The sequence below is a fragment of the Bacillus sp. FSL W8-0223 genome (assembly GCF_038006805.1).
Taxonomy (GTDB): Bacteria; Bacillota; Bacilli; order Bacillales; family DSM-4216; genus Bacillus_O; species Bacillus_O smithii.
Genome location: NZ_JBBOVX010000001.1, coordinates 1,073,009 through 1,090,905 on the forward strand (window position 1 = coordinate 1,073,009; position 17,897 = coordinate 1,090,905).

Below are 17,897 nucleotides of genomic sequence, written 5' to 3' on the forward strand. Positions count from 1 at the left end.
CCCGAACCCCGAAGACAGAAGTAGAGGTTAGCCAAGAGCAAGGGTGTCCGTGGTGACGCGGAATCTGAAGGAAGCTGGAGGCAAAACACCGGTCCGAGGAACACGAACCTCATATAAGGCTAGGTATGATGGAGTGAGTTTGCATAACAAAACAAAGCTCTTTCTGTCGAAGGTCATATCGAGTAAATGAGGCGGATAGATGGTGTGAAAGTGCATGTACTTACCCGGGGAGGTCTGGCGGATATGTGAAGTACTCTTCATAACCTACTTAGTGATAAGTAGCTGAACCGTCAGAAGTCAGCAGAGGTCATAGTATTAGTTGGTCTAGAACAACTAAGAAGGACCGAACAATTAAGAGAGAATAGCCCTTGGTATTCAGTGAGTCATGATGAACACAGAAAACGTAGTACCTCACTTGAGGGAGGAAGCGGTGAATCCCGTGGGAGACCTCTTGGAGGGTGGAGTGACCACTGGCATAAAGAGAACAGCTATTCACGGAAGTTATAAAGACTTGCGTCAATTATCTTAATTGAACCGCCGTATACGGAACCGTACGTACGGTGGTGTGAGAGGACGGGAGTTAATCGCTCCCTCCTACTCGATTTTGGAAAACTCAAGATTCGAAAGAGAAAAATAAAAGGATCTAACAGCTGATTTTTTTAAGGAGAATGAATGATGGTTGATTGAAACAAAAAGTTATGTGAAAATATGTGAGAAAATAAAAATTTTCATCATTTTTTCACATATTTTTGATCATACATATTGAAACGTGGGGAAAAGAAAGCTACCTTTGAAAAGGAAGGAGGAATTGTATGATTCCGGTTGAAAGACAGCGGCAAATTGTAAAATGGCTTGAGACGGAAGAATTTTTAAGTGTAGCGGAAATAAGCAAGAGGTTAAACGTTTCAGAAATGACTGTTTATAGGGACATCAATGCATTAATGGATCAGAAAAAGATTGTGAAAACTTCGAGAGGGATTACAATACGAAAAGAGACGCAACCGTCTCACAACATCTGTTCTTATTGTCATAAAACATCCACTAGCCGGCATAGCGTCCAAATTATCAGGGTGGACCAGCGTATTGAAGAAACTTGCTGTCCACATTGCGGACTGTTGAGATATGACGATATCGAAGAAGACGTTTCGCAAATTCTTTGCAAGGATTTTCTCAACGATACGACTATCAGCGCTAAAACAGCTTACTATTTAATGGATGCCGATATTGATATGCATTGCTGCTATCCTCAAGTCCTTGTTTTTCAATCACTGAAACAAATTAGACAATTTCAAACTGGTTTTGGCGGGCAAATTTATACCTTTGACGAAGCCATCCAAAATATTCAACGAAAAATGAAAGGTTTCAGCTCAAGCTGCTGCGATTAAGGCATGATCACATTGGGAGTTGGAGACTTTGAAAAGTATAAAAGTCGGTTTAGCGATATTCATTATTTTTATGCTGTGTGTTTTTCATCCTTCGTTGTCGCAGGCTCATGCCTATATCATTCAATCTTCCCCGTCAGAGAATGAGGTATTGGATAAGGGACCAGCTAATGTAAAAATTACGTTTAATGAAGCCGTACAGCCCGTTTTTCATTCATTGAAAGTATTGGATGAGAAAGGAAAAAGAGTCGACAGGGGGGACGGACATGTTGAGAAAAACCATCCTTCTATATTGACAGCCAGCTTAAAAAAGAATCTACCAAAAGGTACATACGTGATCCGTTGGAAAGTGATTTCCGGCGATGGGCATCCTGTGGAGGGGACGATTCCATTCCGGATCGGAGACGGAAGCCAAAGCAATGCACCGTTGGCAAACGAAACAAAAGGATACTTTCCAAAAGCGGATATGATTTTAATTCGATGGCTGCAGTATGTGAGTTATGCTCTATTGATCGGGGTGATCTTTTTTCAGTTATGTATTTTGCCCCCTCAAAAAAATAGCCGTGAATCATTTCTCAGCCGCAGGAATTTGCTAGTTTGGATATCGGCTGTCGGAATAACTGTCAGCATCCTCCTTTCCTTGCCGTTGCAGGCAAAATTGGACGCCGATGTAAGCTGGTTGAACGCTTTTCAGTTTTCATATGTCAAAAATACACTATTTTATACGAATTTCGGACCTGTTTTTTTAGCGCAATGGATCCTTTTAATCTTTCTGTATCTTTTTCTGATAAAGGCTTTGCGCCATGACCGCAGCGGCTGGCTGATCGCTTCTTGGATGGTGGGGTTCGGACTGCTTTTAACAAAGGCATTCATTGGACATGCGGCCACAGCTGAACATCGATTGTTGGCGTTAATGGCTGACTTTCTCCATTTAGCCGCGGCATCGATTTGGCTCGGATCGTTGTTGTCCATATGTTTTCTGTTGCCGTCCAGTTTGTCTCAACAGGATCAAGAAGATTATAAGTCTTCTTATTGGAAGGCCATTCATCGCTTTTCCGTTTGGGGTATGGTCATTTCAGCGATTATTCTTGCAACGGGACTTTACAGCGGCTCGATTCATATTCCTAACTGGCATTCCGTTATTTCAACGACATATGGCCGCTTTTTTCTGGCGAAAGTCTTTTTATTTGTAGTGATGATGGCGTTTGCTGCTTATCATTGGGTTCGAGGCAGAAAAAAAGAAAAAATATTAGGGCGGACGGTTTGGATAGAATTCTCCGTCGGAATTTTGACGTTAGCCGTTGCCGCCATGTTGGCCAATATGCCTACTGCCTTCGAGGCAAATGGAGCTTTTCATGAAACAAAGAAAACAGAAAACGGCTATGTAGTTTCTTTGAAAGTAGACCCAGCTGACGTTGGGAAAAATTCATTTTATATCAATATTGTTAATAATCAAGGGAAATCCGTTCAAGGGCTTCAGCAAGTGGTGATGACATTGAATTCATTAGATATGGATATGGGAAATACAACGATTCAAGTACCAACCAAATCCATGGGATCCGGCTATGTAACTGGAACGATCCCTATGGAAGGGGATTGGAAAATACACATTCATGGTTTGACCCAAACGTTTGATTCGATTGATGCTGATTTTCAACTTTATATAAGCGATAAAAAATAAAAAGGAGTGGTTAAGATGAAACAATGGATTCGTAAGATCAGTAAAACGGCTTTGTTGCTTGCGGCAACCTTTTTCTTTTTCAACGGCATGGCCAGCGCCCATGTGACAGTGAATCCAAAAGTATCCACACCGGGAGGATGGGAAACGTATACGATCAAAATTCCGGTTGAAAAAAATGTTCCTACAACGAAAGTGGTTTTAAAAATACCGGCAGGAGTGGAGTTTGAGTCTTATCAGCCGGATCCAAACTGGAATATAAAAACAGAAAAAGATTCTTCCGGAAAAGTCAATACGGTGACTTGGGAAGCGAAAGGCAATGGAATATTGCCGGGACAATTTGAGCAATTTCAATTTATCGCCAAGAATCCGGATAAGGAAACGAAAGTGGCGTGGAATGCGTATCAATACTATAAGGATGGAAGCATTGTGGAGTGGACAGGAGCGGAAAACACAGATACACCGCATTCTGTAACAGAAATTACGGCATCGTCGCAAAAAACGGTGCAATCCGATGAGCAAGGTCACGACCATGATTCACCTGTTACATCTCTTTCTGATGAGAAAAAACAAACAGATCACAATGGGTCGTCCGCAGAAACGGTTTCTGTCGTGCTGTCGATCGCTGCTGTTGTTCTTTCTTTGATAGCCTTGATAGTGGCAAGTCGAAAAAAACGCTCATAACAAGTATTTTTTAAAAGGGACAGGGGATGCCTGTCCCTTTTTGAATATAAAGAAGGGAAGAGATTAGATCATTCTTTTTTAAAGCGTGTGGAACGAACGGTTTTTTTGCTAATTTGTTGTTCTTCTAAAAAAGAAAATTCATTTAGGTCAAATCAATCATTTCCACTTGAATATTTTAAAAATTTTAGATAGAATGACAAAACACAGTTCATTATGTTTTAGGCAAAGCAAGGAATTTTCGTATTGGGAGGGATTTTTATTTCCCTTTCCTGATGTTTTATCATAAAATAGAAGTACAAGGTAAAAATAATTGTAATGCAATCACCAACGAACAGAGCAGTGCTCGGGGGTGCAGTCCCTTCATCACCTTATATCCAGAAGGGAGAGGTAATCAATGGACATAGAACGTATAAATGAAAATACAGTCAAGTTTTACATTTCGTATGTTGATATAGAAGAAAGAGGTTTTGACCGCGAAGAAATCTGGTATAACCGGGAACGCAGTGAAGAACTCTTTTGGGAAGTAATGGATGAAGTGCATGAGGAAGAAGATTTCGCTGTGGAAGGACCGCTCTGGATCCAAGTGCAAGCTTTGGAAAAAGGGCTTGAAATCTTAGTGACGAAAGCGCAAATCTCCAAAGACGGTCAACGCTTAGAATTGCCCATTCCGGAAGAGAAACTGCGAGAATTCCCGATGGATGAGCGTTTTGAAGAGCTGTTAGACCAGCATTTCCACATTCGACCGTTAGACGGTGATGAAGAAGATTCTTTAGAATTTTTGCTGGTTTTTAATGATTTTGAAGACTTGATCGGACTTGCTGCCCAGCCAGGTCTGGACGACTTGCAAACAAAGCTTTTTGCCTATGACGATAAATATTATGTATATGTCGAATTTCCTGAGGAATTGTTTACGGAAGAAGATATCGATAATTATTTAAGCATCTTGCTTGAATTTGGGAAAGAAACCAATACGACGATCCATGTTCTGGAGGAATACGGAAAAGTCATTATAGAAAACGATGTATTCCGTACACTGCAAAAGTATTTCTCTTAACCGTATGTCCAAATTGATGCCGATTTCAAACGAAATCGGTTTTTTTGTACGGTTTTTCGGTTTTTTAAACGGCGCAGGGATTTGAAGCATGAATGTCGTAATCTTAAGGTTGGGAGGTGAGGAGGTGTTTACTGCCTATGATGAAAAAGGTACAGCCGTTCATTTATTGTCTTGCCGTGATAAGGAGGCATTAAAGCGATGGAAAAAGGAAAAACGTTTTTATTGCCCTTGTTGCCGCTCTCCGCTCACATTAAAAATCGGTTCAACGAAGATCCCTCATTTTGCTCATATTTCCAACCAAAAATGTCCTGCTTCTTCTGAGCGGGAATCGGAACGGCATTTATCGAGCAAACTTCTTCTTTATGAATGGCTTCGATATCAACGGCTCGATGTCCAATTAGAAGCTTATTTACCCTCCATTCAGCAGCGTCCCGATTTGCTTTTGAAAAATCCGCCATTCGCAATTGAAATCCAATGTTCTCCCCTTTCTGTCTCTCTTTTTCAAAAACGAACGGACTTTTATCGAAAACACGGCTTAAAGCCGCTTTGGATTTACGGAGGTCAGACCGTTTCACAAGATCGTTTTCGTCTTTTTTCTTTTTCTTCTTTTCAACAAATGTTTTTTCAATACTCACCACACTGGGGGTATTGGTTTCCTGCCTTCCAACCAGAAACGAAAATGTTTCATTTTTATCTTTTCCTCTTTCCGTTTTCGCCGGTCAAATTTTTCGGCGTACAAGTGAGCTTATTGATGGATCAGCTTGCTTTTCCGTTCTCTCTACGTAAACCGAGTGTCTCGCGCTTTTTTACCATGGCTCAGTGGCTTGAGGAAAAACGACGGTGGATCAGCCGTAAAATTCGTTATTCCAAAGCTTTCCGTGATCCGTTTTTGAAAACCGTTTATTTCAACGGCCAAAATCCTCAACTTCTTCATTCTTGCATAGGACTTCCCGTCAAACATAGCATCTGGATTCGAAGCCATCCCGTCGAATGGCAATATTATTTATGGTCCGATTTGCTTTACCGTGTCAAGATCGGTCAAACCGTTCATATTAAACAAGGATTAGTGGTTTTACTAAGACGTGTAAAAAAAGGGGAGTTGGTGATTCGCGAGTTTCCCCTTATTGAACCGATAACACTAGAAAAGACGGTATTTCAATATTTTCAATTACTTGCAAGCATGGATATTTTACTGAATATAGGGGGAGGAAAATTTAAAGTGCAAAAGAAAGCAATCGACGCTTCCACGGTGGACAAGCAGTATCAAGAGGAGAGGCTATTGCTGAACAAATATAAAGAGATTATATTAAATTCACTCCAAATTTGAGCACTCAAGCAGGATAATTTCGGAAATAAGTGTAAAATATATAGTGAAACTCTCATGCGAAGAGATGAACAAAAACGAATGGAATGCTGACGTTTTCGATGGAGGGATATTGATGACAGAAACACAGGCAAAGACGTTGCCTTCTCGCAATGAAGTGCCGGAAGAGCTGAAATGGAGGCTGGAAGATATATTTGCCTCCGATGAAGAATGGGAAAAAGAATTCGAAGCCGTTAAAGAATTGGCGAAAAAAGCAGCTACCTTTAAGGGAAAGTTGGGAGAAAGTGCCGATCGATTATATGAGCTTTTGACTTTTCAAGATGAATTGCTGCTGAGGATGGGAAAATTATATGCCTATTCTCATATGAGATATGATGAAGATACGACAAATTCATTTTATCAAGGGCTGGATGCGCGTGCGAAAAGCTTGTATTCACAAGTAGCCAGCAGCCTTTCTTTTGTCGTTCCGGAAATATTGAGCATCGATGAAAGCAAACTTGAAAAGTTCTTAGAAGAAAAAGAAGAATTAAAACTGTATCGCCACGCCATTGAAGAAATCAACCGCGAGCGCCCTCACGTTCTTGATGCCGATCAAGAAGCGCTGCTGGCCCAAGCTTCAGAGGTAATGAGTGCTTCCAGCAATACGTTCGGCGTTTTAAATAATGCCGATTTGGAGTTTCCGGCCATTGAAGACGAGAATGGGGAAAAAGTACAAATCACCCATGGCCGCTTTATTCAATTTTTGGAATCAAAAGATCGCAGAGTGCGCCGCGAAGCTTTTAAAGCGGTTTATGAAACATATGGAAAGTTTCAAAACACATTTGCCAGCACACTGAACGGCCAAGTAAAACGAGATAATTTTTATGCAAGGGTTCGAAATTATGAAAGTGCCCGCCAAGCGGCTCTGGCTTCTAACAACATCCCGGAGAAGGTGTACGATAATTTAGTGGAGACAGTGAATAAACATCTTCACTTGCTTCATCGCTATGTGGATTTGCGCAAAAAAGTGTTACAACTCGATGATCTTCACATGTATGACCTTTACACACCGCTCGTTCAAGATGTCGATATGAATGTAACTTACGAGGAAGCCAAAGACTATGTATTGAAAGGTTTAGCTCCTCTTGGAAACGATTATTTGAATGTCTTGAAAAAAGGCTTTGAGAATCGTTGGGTGGATGTTGTAGAAAATAAAGGGAAAAGAAGCGGCGCCTATTCTTCCGGATCCTATGGAACGAATCCTTATATTCTTTTGAACTGGCAAGACAATGTGAACAATCTGTTTACGCTTGCACATGAATTCGGTCATAGCGTTCACAGCTACTATACGAGAAAAAATCAGCCGTTTGTGTATGGCGATTATTCCATCTTTGTGGCGGAAGTTGCTTCGACATGCAATGAGGCGCTTTTAAATGAGTATTTATTGAAAACGTTGAAAGACGAAAAAGAGCGGATGTATATTTTGAATCATTATTTGGAAGGATTCCGAGGCACAGTCTTCCGTCAAACCATGTTTGCTGAATTTGAACATATCATCCATCAGAAGGAACAAAACGGCGAAGCATTGACATCTGAGCTATTGACTAAGGAATATTATGAATTGAACAAGAAGTATTTTGGCACGGGGATGACCATCGATGAAGAAATCGGTTTAGAATGGGCGCGGATTCCGCATTTCTACTACAATTATTACGTATATCAATACGCAACTGGATTCAGTGCAGCCCAAGCTTTAAGTTCACAAATATTAACCGAAGGGAAACCGGCAGTTGATCGTTACATCAATCATTTCTTAAAAGCGGGCAGTTCCGATTATCCAATTGAAGTGCTGAAAAAAGCAGGGGTTGATATGACGACACCTGAACCAATTGAACAGGCTTTGAAAGTATTTGAAGAAAAGCTGTCCGAACTCGAATCATTATTAGAGCAATAACAAAGGAGAAATAACGGCCATCAGTGGGGATTTCTCTCCGCTGATGGTTATTTTCGATTAACAGGGATGGTGAACGTCCCATTGAGCATTGGAAAAACATTACTTCTTTCCTTGAAATTCTCCATCATTTCCCCGCAGAAATTCATAGTTTTTAACGAAATCCTTTAAAACGTTTTCGATCGTTCAGATAACTAATAAATAGAAAAATCACAATAAATAAAATGGGGGAAGTAATGTAAAGGGGTACTAATTTCATAAGTCCAAGCAAATTGATCAATAATGTCAATAGAAGCAGAATGGTAAGAAATAGAATGGGAAGTTTTTTCAATCGAAACAGCCTCCTTCGCTGTTTTTTGCTCTATTTCATTATTATGAAAAGGGCATCCCATTCATTCGAATAAGGGGAAGAGCCCATCTTGATGTGCTCTTTTTCTAACATTCATTCGGAATTTGACAAATCTGTGAAAATTCGAGCAAACTCTTGAAAACTAAAAAAATAATTGATATATTAAAAACGTGAAGTTGATCACAAGCAAACATATACCCCTTTGTTTGACCGTGAAAAATTTCTCCCATCCCCTTTGTTCGAGAAAAGGCCTTGCAGTTTGTCACTGCAAGGCCTTTTCTCTTTGTGATGGACATTGACGAAAATCTACTAAAATAGTGTTCATTTCATCTTATGGTCATTTTAATCCTACTTTTTGGGGGCAACAAAGCTCCGGTGAATGGCTGTTGTTTAATGAATGAATGTTTGTTTTTGGACGGAAGAATAGAAAGTACTAATAGGCTGGAGAACAGGTAAGTCGAATAGATTTTTAGATGAGGGGAGTCGATAGGAGGGGAAAAAAGGCGGTATTAGGAAGATCGGACATAGACTGTTTTAGGCTTTATTTTTAAAAGGAGCTATCCGAGAGAACATTCTTCGTTGATATGGTGGAAATGCTATGTCCATTCGTTCAATGAAAGGCTGATTTTGTATCTACCTTGCACGTAAAGGTTTCCATTCATAAAAAAATGGGGAAGATGTTTCCCCACTTCTAATTTTTTCACTTTAAATTCAGCAGCTTTTGTTTTAGTTCGTTTTCCATTGTGGAAAGCTCTTGCTCGACTTTGTAACGTTTGGCGCGGCCTTCTTGTTGTATGTGCAACACTTCTTCTAATGTCGAGATCAAGTTTTCTTGAGTTTTTTTCAGTGTTTCAATATCGACGAGGCCTCTTTCGTTTTCTTGAGCCGTTTCGATGGTGTTTGCTTTTAGCATTTCAGCATTTTTCAGCAATAATTCATTCGTTGTTTTGCTGACTTGTTTTTGAGCTTCTACTGCATGACGTTGGCGAATCAGCGTTAACGCAATCGCGATTTGATTTTTCCACAACGGAATCGCCGTCATAATCGAGGATTGAATTTTTTCAGCTAATGTTTGGTTTGTATTTTGAATTAATCGAATTTGTGGTGCGCTTTGGATCGTAATTTGACGGCTTAATTTTAAATCGTGCAGACGTTTTTTCAGTCGATCAGCGAACTGCACCATATCATTTACTTCTTGATAAGCCATTTGGTCGCCGGATGTTTCCGCTTTTTTCCTCAGTTCCGGAATGATCTTTGTATGAAGTTCCTCTAATTTTAACTCGCCTGCCGCAATATAAATATTCAAAGCATGGAAATAGTCTTTGTTTTTCTCATACAATTGTTCTAACAATTGGATATCACGAAGCAATGTTTGTTTGGCAAGATCGAGTTTCACGCTAATGCGTTCGATTTGAGCGCTCGTTTTTTGATATTTGGATAATATTTCGTGAACCGAATGAGAAATTTTCCCAAACATCCGCAGGAAAAAGTTTTTCTTTTCCGGCTGCAGCTCTTCAGGTTTTACTTGTTCAAGCTTTTGCATCAATTCGCTTAAAATATCGCCGATTTCGCCAATGTCTTTATTTTGTACATGTTCAAGCATCGTTTGCGAGAAATGGAGTAATTTAGATTGCGCTTGCGTTCCGTATAAAATGATGGCTTGATGATCGGTGGGATCAATTTGTTTGCTCAGTTCATATGCTTTTTGACGATGCTCTTCAGGCAAAATGTCGACTAAACGGTTAGAATCGGCTTTATGGCCGACTTCCGTTTGATTCTCTTTTTGATCCAATATAAATTCGTTGCTTCCAAAAGGGTTGGCAAGTAAATCATCGATTCCATCACTGGAATGTTCAGGGGTTAACGATTTTTTTTCATCTGTCATTTTGTGCTGTTTCTCCTTTCATGACGTGAGAGCGGGTGTTTATGTCTGAGGGAGCGTTTTGCATATTCCAGTTCAAATTGGAGTTCATCCATATCGTTTGAAAGCAGTTGATATAAATCTTTCTCCACTTCATGATGCAATTCCTGTAAAGTGCGCTTCGTTTCTTGAACGCTTTGTATCATTTCTTTATTTTGAACGGGCTGTGTATTTAATAAGGCGTATTTTTCAATGAGTTCTACCATTGAATCCAGATGAACATAAAAAAATGACTCTGCCTGATAAAATCGCTTCGGTTCTTTTTTTATGAGACTATATATTTTTCTGACTAATTTGTACATGTCATAAAACAGTCTGAACGTATCGATTTGGCGAACACTTAGAAAAGCTTTTTGAAGACGTTTCATTTTTAGCTTCGCTTCTTTTAAATTTTTGCGGATAAAGCGATATTCTTTTCTTGATAAACCTTGCTGTTTCAAAAACTTTCCAGTCATCATCCATTTTAGCCATTGGTAGATCACGAAACCGGCAAAAATGGAAACTGCCGATGATAACCAAAATAAATGATGAAACAGAAAATATACGAGCGCCCAAATGAAGATCATCGACGGTATGGTAATGAGAATCCGAATCAAGAGATCTAAAATCCATTTCACTTTTCGGCAACTCCTGTCTATATTTGTCGTTCTTCTATTGTATACGATTCAAATGAAAAAAAGGATTCATCACTACTATATCAAAGATTAACAAAATGTTCATAATGATGAGAAACAAAAAATCCAAAAGAGGGTGGGCTTCAGTGGGAGAGAGGAAAGCATGGTGGAATTCTGTGCAGGATGGAATGGAAACGGTGTAAAGTAAAAGAAGATCGTTCATTCACAATGCTTTGCAACGTGTACATACACTGCTTCAAAATGCATTTTGAAAAATTTCGTCATAAAAAATAAAAAGCAAGTGATCCTTTTGTAAAAGAACACTTGCTTTTTAACCGATATATTTCCAAAAAACCCCGTGCTTTGCAGGTATTTTTTCCACTTTTCTTTGAAGCATAAGCTTCTTAAGCTCTTTTTCAGCATCGGCCGTCTCCCAATCATAGACAACAGCCACTTCTTTAGTGGCCACGAATTGATAATGTTTCAAAAATACTTCGAGCGGGGGTGGAGATAAAGGCTCAGGCGTTTCCGGCAGCATCTCTTGGATAATTTGAACATAAATTTCATATGGATAAGTTCCAGTAACTTTAATTCCTTCATCTTCGATATTCTCATTAAAAAACACCAAAGTTGGAATTTCATCTACTTCCATTTCCGAGGTGATTTTTAAATCGCATTGAAAAGCTTTTACTGCCGGATCGGCATGCAAATCGTTTTTAAATTCTTCTACATCGAGATTCGCTTCTTCTGCACTTTGTACAAGAACATCCATCTTCGTCACATTTTGTTTTTCTAAAAACAATCGTTCTTGCACCTTTCTTAAAAATCGGCTTCCGGCTTTTCTGCCTTGCAATTCGGCTGCTTTAATGGCTACAGAAACGATATAAGGAGAGGAAATAGGATTTTCCAGCCAGAGAGTTCCGTCACAGGACATCCCCGTCCGGCTTGCTGTTCTTTCCCAATATTGGGCCATGTTTTCATGCCTTTTTTTGCCGATATTTAATGCTGTCAATTTTCCCGTTAATATGTGTCTAAGACGAAAATACTGTCCATATTCAATGTGCAGTTTCTTTAAAATCGGTTCCAACGCCCAACATTGAGGACACAACGGATCAATAAAAAAGTAGATTTCCAGCGGTTTCTTTTCTTTGCTGCAGCAATTTTGGAAAAAAAATATTTGTTCCACTATACTTCACCTTGTTCTTCGGGTGTGTTGATCATATGATGGGCCGTCAGCGTCAGTCGCATTAAGAGAAATTCACGAAATTCCCCCGCCAGTCCCACTTTATCCATTGCCCTTTTCATGCAATTGAGCCAGGCTTCTGCACGTTTCGGTGTAACCGGAAAATTCATGTGCCGCGCTCTTAACATGGGGTGACCATGTTCTTGAGAGTATAAAGGAGGCCCCCCTAAAAATTGGGTCAAAAATTGTTTTTGTTTTCTGGCTGTTTCGGTTAGGTCATCAGGGAAAATAGGGGATAAATCAGGGTCTTTAGCCACATTGGCATAAAAAGCGTCTACTAAATCGGAAAGTTTCTTTTCACCGATGACATCATAAGGCGTTACCGCATTTTCAACCATTATTCAGGCTCCTTCAATCCTTAGTGTTAGTATTTTAAGCTTATTGTATCAGTGATAGAAAGAGAACTCAAACAAATAGCTTTTAACGGTGGGTTCGGTGCCCTCATCAACGTTGGCGTTCAAAATGCACCTAAGTTTCGCCGTAACGTATTTGCACATAAAAGCACATACAAATCGCAAAAAGATAAACATTTTTCAAAAATAGTATATCACATTTAGTGAAAAAGCGGAAAAAAGACCGGCGATAGATTTCAGCTCCCAGCTTCTGAAATAAGGTCGAATAGATGCTCAATCTCTTTCATATCCTGTTCAAGAAGATGGAAACTGTCATGCCGGATTTATATTATATATTATGCATAAAATTGTTGAGCAATATTGCGTACATAATTTTCTGTTTCTTGAAACGGCGGGATGCCTCCGTATTTTTCTACGTTTCCGGGACCGGCGTTATAAGCGGCTAGAGCAAGCTCAATATTATTGTCAAAGCGATCGAGAAGCTGCCGCAAATATTTGGTTCCCCCAAAAATATTTTCTTCGGGATCCATTGGATTGCTGACTCCAAGCGACCTTGCCGTTGCGGGCATCAATTGCATCAATCCCATTGCGCCGGCAGGGCTGACGGCGTTTGGATTGAAATTAGACTCTTGCCTGATGACGGCTTGAATCAGTTTTTTCGGAACGTGGTACGTTTCAGCCGCTTTCGTTATGTATTCATCAAAATCCGTTTTTACAGAAGAATCGTTTGTAGAAGCGATCACATCTGCGCCGGGCTTAGTGATCAAAGGAGGAGCCGAATGATGGTTCTCATAATCTTCTATGATTTCTAAGCCTTCTTTTAACGCTTCCTGGAAAATGACGCCAAATGAATTCAGCGGTTCCTCTTGAAAAAGTGTTTGTGACGACATGGATTGAACGGGAGAAGAGGCGATATTGCCAAGAGCGTTCAATTGCGTGATAAGCCCCAACCAATTGTTATTGACCATAATCCTTCCTCCTTGCTTCGTTATTTCGACATCAGTGCGTTATAAAAACGTTTGATTTTATTTTCCGTTTTTCTGACCGGGATACCGTATTGCTGCAATAGTGATAAGAATTTTTCTTTTCCGACATCATAATTTTCTACTTCATATTCTAGCTCAAAATCTTGAGTATTTAAATACCAACTCTTGTCCAATACGAGAATGCCATCTTTGTAAGGAATTTCAGCACGGCAAGTAGTCAGAGTGCCGAAGCATTTTAATTCTGAAAGTGGAACAGAAGATTGAATCAATGCCGACTTCACTTCTCCATCGGGGATCATGCCGGAAGTCAGCATCATGGTCGCTTCTTCCGAATTTAAAGTTTGATTGGTTTCAAGAAGGCCTTTTTCGTAAGGCTGTTTTAATGTAAGTTCAAAATGGTTGTTAGTTTCGCGAATTCTCAAAGCCATTTTCTTTTCTTTTAATAAAAAAGAAGGTGTATCAAAATAATGGTTTTTATGCGAAAAAAAGTCATTTTGGCTGACGCGGAAACGGTCGGCCAAACGATGGAATTCCTCTTCGGTCAACAGATTTTTAAACTCAATTTCTAGCTGCTTAGGCATGAAACATTCCTCTTTTCCGTTAAAAAATGATAATATAATTATGTCTTGAATCATGAAAAACATCAATGATTGCATCAAAAGTCCTGGAAGGGAGACAAAAGATGAGAAAGAAAATTCACTTTACAAAGTCCGAATGGGATGGAAAAAATCTCATTCTGAAAACCGATCAAAAGGAGACTTTTCCTGCTTTGAAAGCAAGCGGACAAATGATCGTCGATTCCGATCAATTCGCTTTTATTTATTTGGCGGAAGATAAAGACGAATATATATATCTTTACATACACGAGCCTGTTTGGGCGGATTTACATAAAGCGCTGCAAACGGACGCAGCAGTGAAAGCCGATATTGAAGGAGAAATATTGGAATTAACTCAATTTTCTGATGAACTTTCCTATTTAATCCACAACATAGAAGGAAACAGCAATTATGGAGAAGAAATGGTGGCAAAAGTAGAATCTGTTTTTTTCGAAAAGTAACGGCCGGTTATATAGAATAGGGGAAAAGAATATTTTCCTCTTGTGAGGTGAAGAAAGTGAATCACTGGGATCAATTTTTAGCGCCTTATAAGCAAGCTGTAGATGAGCTGAAGGTGAAACTGAAAGGGCTGCGGTCACAATTTGAATTGATGAACATTCCTTCTCCTATTGAGTTTGTTACCGGGCGGGTGAAACCGATCGCCAGCATTTTGGATAAAGCCAATCAAAAAGGGATTCCGCTGGATCAATTGGAAACGCAAATGCAGGATATAGCTGGTTTGCGGATGATGTGCCAATTTGTGGACGATATTATGAAAGTGGTAGAACTTTTGCGGATGCGAAAAGATTTTACGATTGTAGAAGAAAAAGATTATATTTCAAATAAAAAACCAAGTGGCTACCGTTCTTATCATGTGATCATCGAATATCCCGTCCAAACGATTTATGGAGAGAAAAAGATTTTAGCCGAGATTCAAATTCGTACGTTGGCCATGAATTTCTGGGCTACGATCGAGCATTCTTTAAATTATAAATATAAAGGCCGTTTTCCGAAAGAAATCGAAATGAGGCTGCAGAGAGCGGCCGAAGCAGCCTTTCAATTGGATGAGGAAATGTCGCAAATTCGAGAAGAAATTCAAGAAGCCCAGGCTTTTTTCACAAAGAAGAAAGAAGCGAAAAAGGATCACAATGACAAAATATCGGATCAAAAAGGGGGGACAGAAAAATGAAATTTGCGATCACGTCCAAAGGAGATGCGAAGTCCAATGCGCTTATGCACAAAATCCGAACGTATTTGCAGGATTTTGATTTAACCTATGACGATAACCAGCCTGATATTGTCATTTCAGTGGGGGGAGACGGCACGCTGCTGTATGCTTTTCATCGCTACAGTTCAAGGCTTTCCAAAACGGCTTTTGTCGGAATACATACGGGACATTTGGGATTTTATGCCGACTGGGTTCCCGAAGAAATCGAAAAACTGGTCATCGCGATCGCAAGAACCCCCTTTCAAGTGGTCGAATATCCCCTTCTTGAAATCATTATTCGCTACCAGCACGGAGGAAAAGAAACGAGATACTTGGCTTTGAATGAATCGACGGTGAAAAGCGTGGACGGTACTTTAGTGATGGATGTGGAAATCAGAGGATCCCATTTTGAACGCTTTCGGGGAGACGGACTCTGCGTATCGACCCCTTCGGGAAGCACAGCGTATAATAAAGCGCTGGGAGGAGCCATTATCCATCCTTCTATCAGGGCGATTCAAATTGCAGAAATGGCTTCCATTAATAATCGGGTATTCCGGACAGTCGGCTCTCCGCTTATTTTGCCTTCTCATCATACTTGTATGTTAAAGCCGGTTAATAAAATGGATTTTTTGATTACCATCGATCATTTAACGCTTCTACATAAGGATGTTAAATCGATTCAATATCGGGTAGCGAATGAAACGATCCGTTTTGCCCGTTTCCGCCCTTTTCCGTTTTGGAAGCGGGTGCGTGATTCTTTTATTTCCGAAGATTAACAACGGTGAGGAGCAATATGAAAACCTTTATGCCTTTCAAGCTTGAGTGGGTCATCCATGAAGATGCCGATGGTCTTCTCATTAGAGAATTTTTAGGAAAACAGCATATTTCCAAGCGAGCATTAACCGCAATCAAATTTTCGGGTGGAAAAATAATGGTTGATGGCAAGGAGCAAAATGTTCGCTATCGCTTGAAAAAAGGGGAGCAACTGATTGTCGTATTTCCCCCAGAAACGCCATCTGAAAGTTTGCAGGCAGAAAATATTCCGCTTTCGATTGTGTATGAGGATCCATACTTACTCGTGATTTCCAAACCTGCAGGAATGAATACGATTCCTTCCCGGGAGCATCCATCGGGAAGCCTTGCAAACGCACTATTAGGATATTATGAAAAGAAAGGGATTCAGGCGGCTCCCCATATTGTGACAAGGCTTGACCGCCATACGTCTGGGTTGGTGCTGGCGGTGAAAAGCCGCCACATTCATCATCTTTTCAGCGAAATGCAAAAAAGGCGCGGGGTGAAAAGAACGTATCAAGCCCTTGCGGAAGGAATTTTTTTAAACCAACAAGGAACGATCGAAAAGCCCATTGGAAGAAAAGAGTCAAGCATTATTGAACGCACTGTAAGAGAAGATGGCCAGTATGCCTGTACACATTACGAAGTGCTTAGGCAATACGACCAATTTGCCCATGTCCAGCTGACATTGGACACCGGACGGACGCATCAAATTCGCGTCCACCTGTCTTTTATCGGACATCCGCTGTTGGGAGATGATCTTTACGGCGGGAATACGAGCTTCATTTCAAGACAGGCCCTCCACTGCGCTAATCTTCAATTTTACCATCCTGTATTCCAAAGGGATATGGAGTTTAGTGAACCGTTGCCGTTGGATATGAAACAAATTCTTGCTTTCCATACTAAGATCGACCTCTAGTCTCAGTGGAATCTCAAGAGTTAATCCCATGTTTCTCGAAATTTTTCGGGGACGAAGGGCATCGTGGAAGGAACGCTCACCGTTTCGAGTTCGGGCCAACGAAAAGCGGTGAGGGCTCCGCCAAATACAGCCCCTGTATCGATATTGGCAGTTCGGTTAAGAATTCGTGGTTCTTTTACAGGAGTGTGTCCGTAAACAATCCAGGCTTTTCCTCGATAATATTTGGCCCAGTCTCTGCGAACGGGAGTTCCGTCCGCATGTTTTTCACCGGTAATGTCGCCGTACAAGACGAAAGTTTTGACGCGTTGATTGTTTTTTCCAATATCTTGTTCACGAATGCCGGCATGAGCGACGATCAATTGGCTTTCGTCTAGAATTTGATAAAGAGGGGCATTTTCATAGAGTTCCATGAACATGCGCCGATAATGGGCGGCATTTTTTTCGTGGAGAGCCTTCAGTTCGGCTACAGTCGTTTCCAACCCATGGGAAATTTGAACACGATTTCCGAGAAAGTAGCGATAGAGCTTGTTGCAGTGGTTGCCTGGCGAATAGTAACCAAGTTTTTGTTTCCAAAGCAGGTAGACCGTTTCTATCACTTTCAGAGACTGAGGCCCTCTGTCCGTCAAATCTCCAACAAATGAAAGCACCCTTCCCTTTGGATGGACAGGAATGCCTTTTTTCCAGTCGTATCCAAGTTTTTCGGTCAGCTCTACCAATTCTTGAAAACACCCATGAATGTCTCCAATAATATCGATGTTCATTTTCAATTCCCCCAAGTCGTCGTGTTTCTTTTTATTCTTTCCTTTTTGTCCATTGAGAAGTACATATTTCGTCTTTTTTCATTATTCAAAATAAAACATAATAC

18 protein-coding genes are annotated in these 17,897 nt (G+C 40.4%); 10 read left to right on the forward strand and 8 right to left on the reverse strand.

Translation table 11 applies throughout. The features are described from left to right. Positions 1 to 812: 812 nt before the first annotated feature. The 6 genes from NST81_RS05385 to pepF all read left to right on the forward strand — a co-directional run bounded on the left by NST81_RS05385 (position 813) and on the right by pepF (position 8,055). Complete coding sequence (locus NST81_RS05385; RefSeq protein WP_327797940.1) at positions 813 to 1,385, forward strand: DeoR family transcriptional regulator; 573 nt, start codon at positions 813 to 815, stop codon at positions 1,383 to 1,385. 28 nt (positions 1,386 to 1,413) lie between these two features. Beyond that, positions 1,414 to 3,063, forward strand: coding sequence for a copper resistance CopC/CopD family protein (locus tag NST81_RS05390; RefSeq protein WP_341028751.1), 1,650 nt, complete (start codon positions 1,414 to 1,416; stop codon positions 3,061 to 3,063). A gap of 15 nt (positions 3,064 to 3,078) precedes the next feature. Continuing rightward, positions 3,079 to 3,744, forward strand: coding sequence for a YcnI family copper-binding membrane protein (locus NST81_RS05395; RefSeq protein WP_341028752.1), 666 nt, complete (start codon positions 3,079 to 3,081; stop codon positions 3,742 to 3,744). A gap of 394 nt (positions 3,745 to 4,138) precedes the next feature. Continuing rightward, positions 4,139 to 4,798: an adaptor protein MecA gene (gene mecA, locus NST81_RS05400; RefSeq protein WP_327797936.1), complete on the forward strand. Its 660-nt coding sequence runs from the start codon at positions 4,139 to 4,141 to the stop codon at positions 4,796 to 4,798. Between the two features lie 124 nt (positions 4,799 to 4,922). Then, the gene (locus NST81_RS05405; RefSeq protein ID WP_341028755.1) at positions 4,923 to 6,125 is read left to right on the forward strand and encodes a competence protein CoiA; all 1,203 of its coding nucleotides are present in this window, start codon (positions 4,923 to 4,925) and stop codon (positions 6,123 to 6,125) included. Positions 6,126 to 6,237: 112 nt separating this feature from the next. Continuing rightward, positions 6,238 to 8,055, forward strand: a complete 1,818-nt coding sequence (gene pepF, locus NST81_RS05410; protein ID WP_341028758.1) for an oligoendopeptidase F — start codon at positions 6,238 to 6,240, stop codon at positions 8,053 to 8,055. 151 nt (positions 8,056 to 8,206) lie between these two features. On the opposite strand, the gene NST81_RS05415 is transcribed toward pepF, so the two are convergent. From NST81_RS05415 to NST81_RS05445, 7 genes are all read right to left on the reverse strand, one after another. After that, positions 8,207 to 8,383 carry a hypothetical protein gene (locus tag NST81_RS05415; protein WP_003353655.1) on the reverse strand — a complete coding sequence of 59 codons (177 nt, stop codon included), beginning with the start codon at positions 8,381 to 8,383 and terminating at the stop codon, positions 8,207 to 8,209. Between the two features lie 718 nt (positions 8,384 to 9,101). Next, positions 9,102 to 10,286 (reverse strand): toxic anion resistance protein, encoded by a 1,185-nt coding sequence (locus tag NST81_RS05420; RefSeq protein ID WP_341028761.1) that lies wholly within the window; start codon positions 10,284 to 10,286, stop codon positions 9,102 to 9,104. Further along, entirely contained in the window at positions 10,283 to 10,939 is a 657-nt protein-coding gene (locus NST81_RS05425) for a 5-bromo-4-chloroindolyl phosphate hydrolysis family protein (protein WP_003353653.1), read from the reverse strand. The genes NST81_RS05420 and NST81_RS05425 overlap by 4 nt, the downstream gene beginning before the upstream one ends. Positions 10,940 to 11,267: 328 nt before the next feature. Beyond that, positions 11,268 to 12,122 (reverse strand): ClpXP adapter SpxH family protein, encoded by an 855-nt coding sequence (locus tag NST81_RS05430; RefSeq protein ID WP_003353652.1) that lies wholly within the window; start codon positions 12,120 to 12,122, stop codon positions 11,268 to 11,270. Beyond that, the gene (locus NST81_RS05435; protein ID WP_003353650.1) at positions 12,122 to 12,517 is read right to left on the reverse strand and encodes a globin domain-containing protein; all 396 of its coding nucleotides are present in this window, start codon (positions 12,515 to 12,517) and stop codon (positions 12,122 to 12,124) included. Before NST81_RS05435 ends, NST81_RS05430 begins: the two co-directional genes overlap by 1 nt. 350 nt (positions 12,518 to 12,867) lie before the next feature. Then, entirely contained in the window at positions 12,868 to 13,500 is a 633-nt protein-coding gene (locus tag NST81_RS05440; RefSeq protein WP_053083219.1) for a lytic transglycosylase domain-containing protein, read from the reverse strand. 20 nt (positions 13,501 to 13,520) lie between these two features. Then, on the reverse strand, positions 13,521 to 14,099 hold the full coding sequence (locus NST81_RS05445; protein WP_048622895.1) for a CYTH domain-containing protein: 579 nt from the start codon (positions 14,097 to 14,099) through the stop codon (positions 13,521 to 13,523). Between the two features lie 101 nt (positions 14,100 to 14,200). Between NST81_RS05445 and NST81_RS05450 the strand changes: the two genes are divergently transcribed. Genes NST81_RS05450 through NST81_RS05465 form a run of 4 tightly spaced genes read left to right on the forward strand, consistent with a single transcriptional unit; the run spans position 14,201 to position 17,032 of the window. Then, the gene (locus NST81_RS05450; protein WP_082142253.1) at positions 14,201 to 14,575 is read left to right on the forward strand and encodes a UPF0738 family protein; all 375 of its coding nucleotides are present in this window, start codon (positions 14,201 to 14,203) and stop codon (positions 14,573 to 14,575) included. 56 nt (positions 14,576 to 14,631) lie between these two features. Further along, positions 14,632 to 15,303 (forward strand): GTP pyrophosphokinase, encoded by a 672-nt coding sequence (locus NST81_RS05455; protein ID WP_003353646.1) that lies wholly within the window; start codon positions 14,632 to 14,634, stop codon positions 15,301 to 15,303. Then, entirely contained in the window at positions 15,300 to 16,097 is a 798-nt protein-coding gene (locus NST81_RS05460) for an NAD kinase (protein ID WP_003353645.1), read from the forward strand. The genes NST81_RS05455 and NST81_RS05460 overlap by 4 nt, the downstream gene beginning before the upstream one ends. A 17-nt stretch (positions 16,098 to 16,114) precedes the next feature. Then, entirely contained in the window at positions 16,115 to 17,032 is a 918-nt protein-coding gene (locus NST81_RS05465) for an RluA family pseudouridine synthase (protein ID WP_327803815.1), read from the forward strand. A gap of 20 nt (positions 17,033 to 17,052) precedes the next feature. Here the strand turns inward: NST81_RS05465 and prpE are convergent, their stop codons facing one another. Then, a complete protein-coding gene (gene prpE, locus NST81_RS05470) occupies positions 17,053 to 17,793 on the reverse strand; it encodes a bis(5'-nucleosyl)-tetraphosphatase PrpE (protein WP_341028769.1) in 741 nt (246 codons plus the stop codon). Positions 17,794 to 17,897 lie beyond the last annotated feature (104 nt).

What these genes read in the sequence shown, in the direction of transcription:
- NST81_RS05385 (WP_327797940.1), top strand. Translation starts at nt 813, where the DNA reads ATGATTCCGGTTGAAAGACAGCGGCAAATTGTAAAATGGCTTGAGACG.
- NST81_RS05395 (WP_341028752.1), top strand. Translation starts at nt 3,079, where the DNA reads ATGAAACAATGGATTCGTAAGATCAGTAAAACGGCTTTGTTGCTTGCG.
- mecA (WP_327797936.1), top strand. Translation starts at nt 4,139, where the DNA reads ATGGACATAGAACGTATAAATGAAAATACAGTCAAGTTTTACATTTCG.
- pepF (WP_341028758.1), top strand. Translation starts at nt 6,238, where the DNA reads ATGACAGAAACACAGGCAAAGACGTTGCCTTCTCGCAATGAAGTGCCG.
- NST81_RS05420 (WP_341028761.1), bottom strand. Translation starts at nt 10,286, where the DNA reads ATGACAGATGAAAAAAAATCGTTAACCCCTGAACATTCCAGTGATGGA.
- NST81_RS05435 (WP_003353650.1), bottom strand. Translation starts at nt 12,517, where the DNA reads ATGGTTGAAAATGCGGTAACGCCTTATGATGTCATCGGTGAAAAGAAA.
- NST81_RS05440 (WP_053083219.1), bottom strand. Translation starts at nt 13,500, where the DNA reads ATGGTCAATAACAATTGGTTGGGGCTTATCACGCAATTGAACGCTCTT.
- NST81_RS05445 (WP_048622895.1), bottom strand. Translation starts at nt 14,099, where the DNA reads ATGCCTAAGCAGCTAGAAATTGAGTTTAAAAATCTGTTGACCGAAGAG.
- NST81_RS05450 (WP_082142253.1), top strand. Translation starts at nt 14,201, where the DNA reads ATGAGAAAGAAAATTCACTTTACAAAGTCCGAATGGGATGGAAAAAAT.
- NST81_RS05460 (WP_003353645.1), top strand. Translation starts at nt 15,300, where the DNA reads ATGAAATTTGCGATCACGTCCAAAGGAGATGCGAAGTCCAATGCGCTT.
- NST81_RS05465 (WP_327803815.1), top strand. Translation starts at nt 16,115, where the DNA reads ATGAAAACCTTTATGCCTTTCAAGCTTGAGTGGGTCATCCATGAAGAT.
- prpE (WP_341028769.1), bottom strand. Translation starts at nt 17,793, where the DNA reads ATGAACATCGATATTATTGGAGACATTCATGGGTGTTTTCAAGAATTG.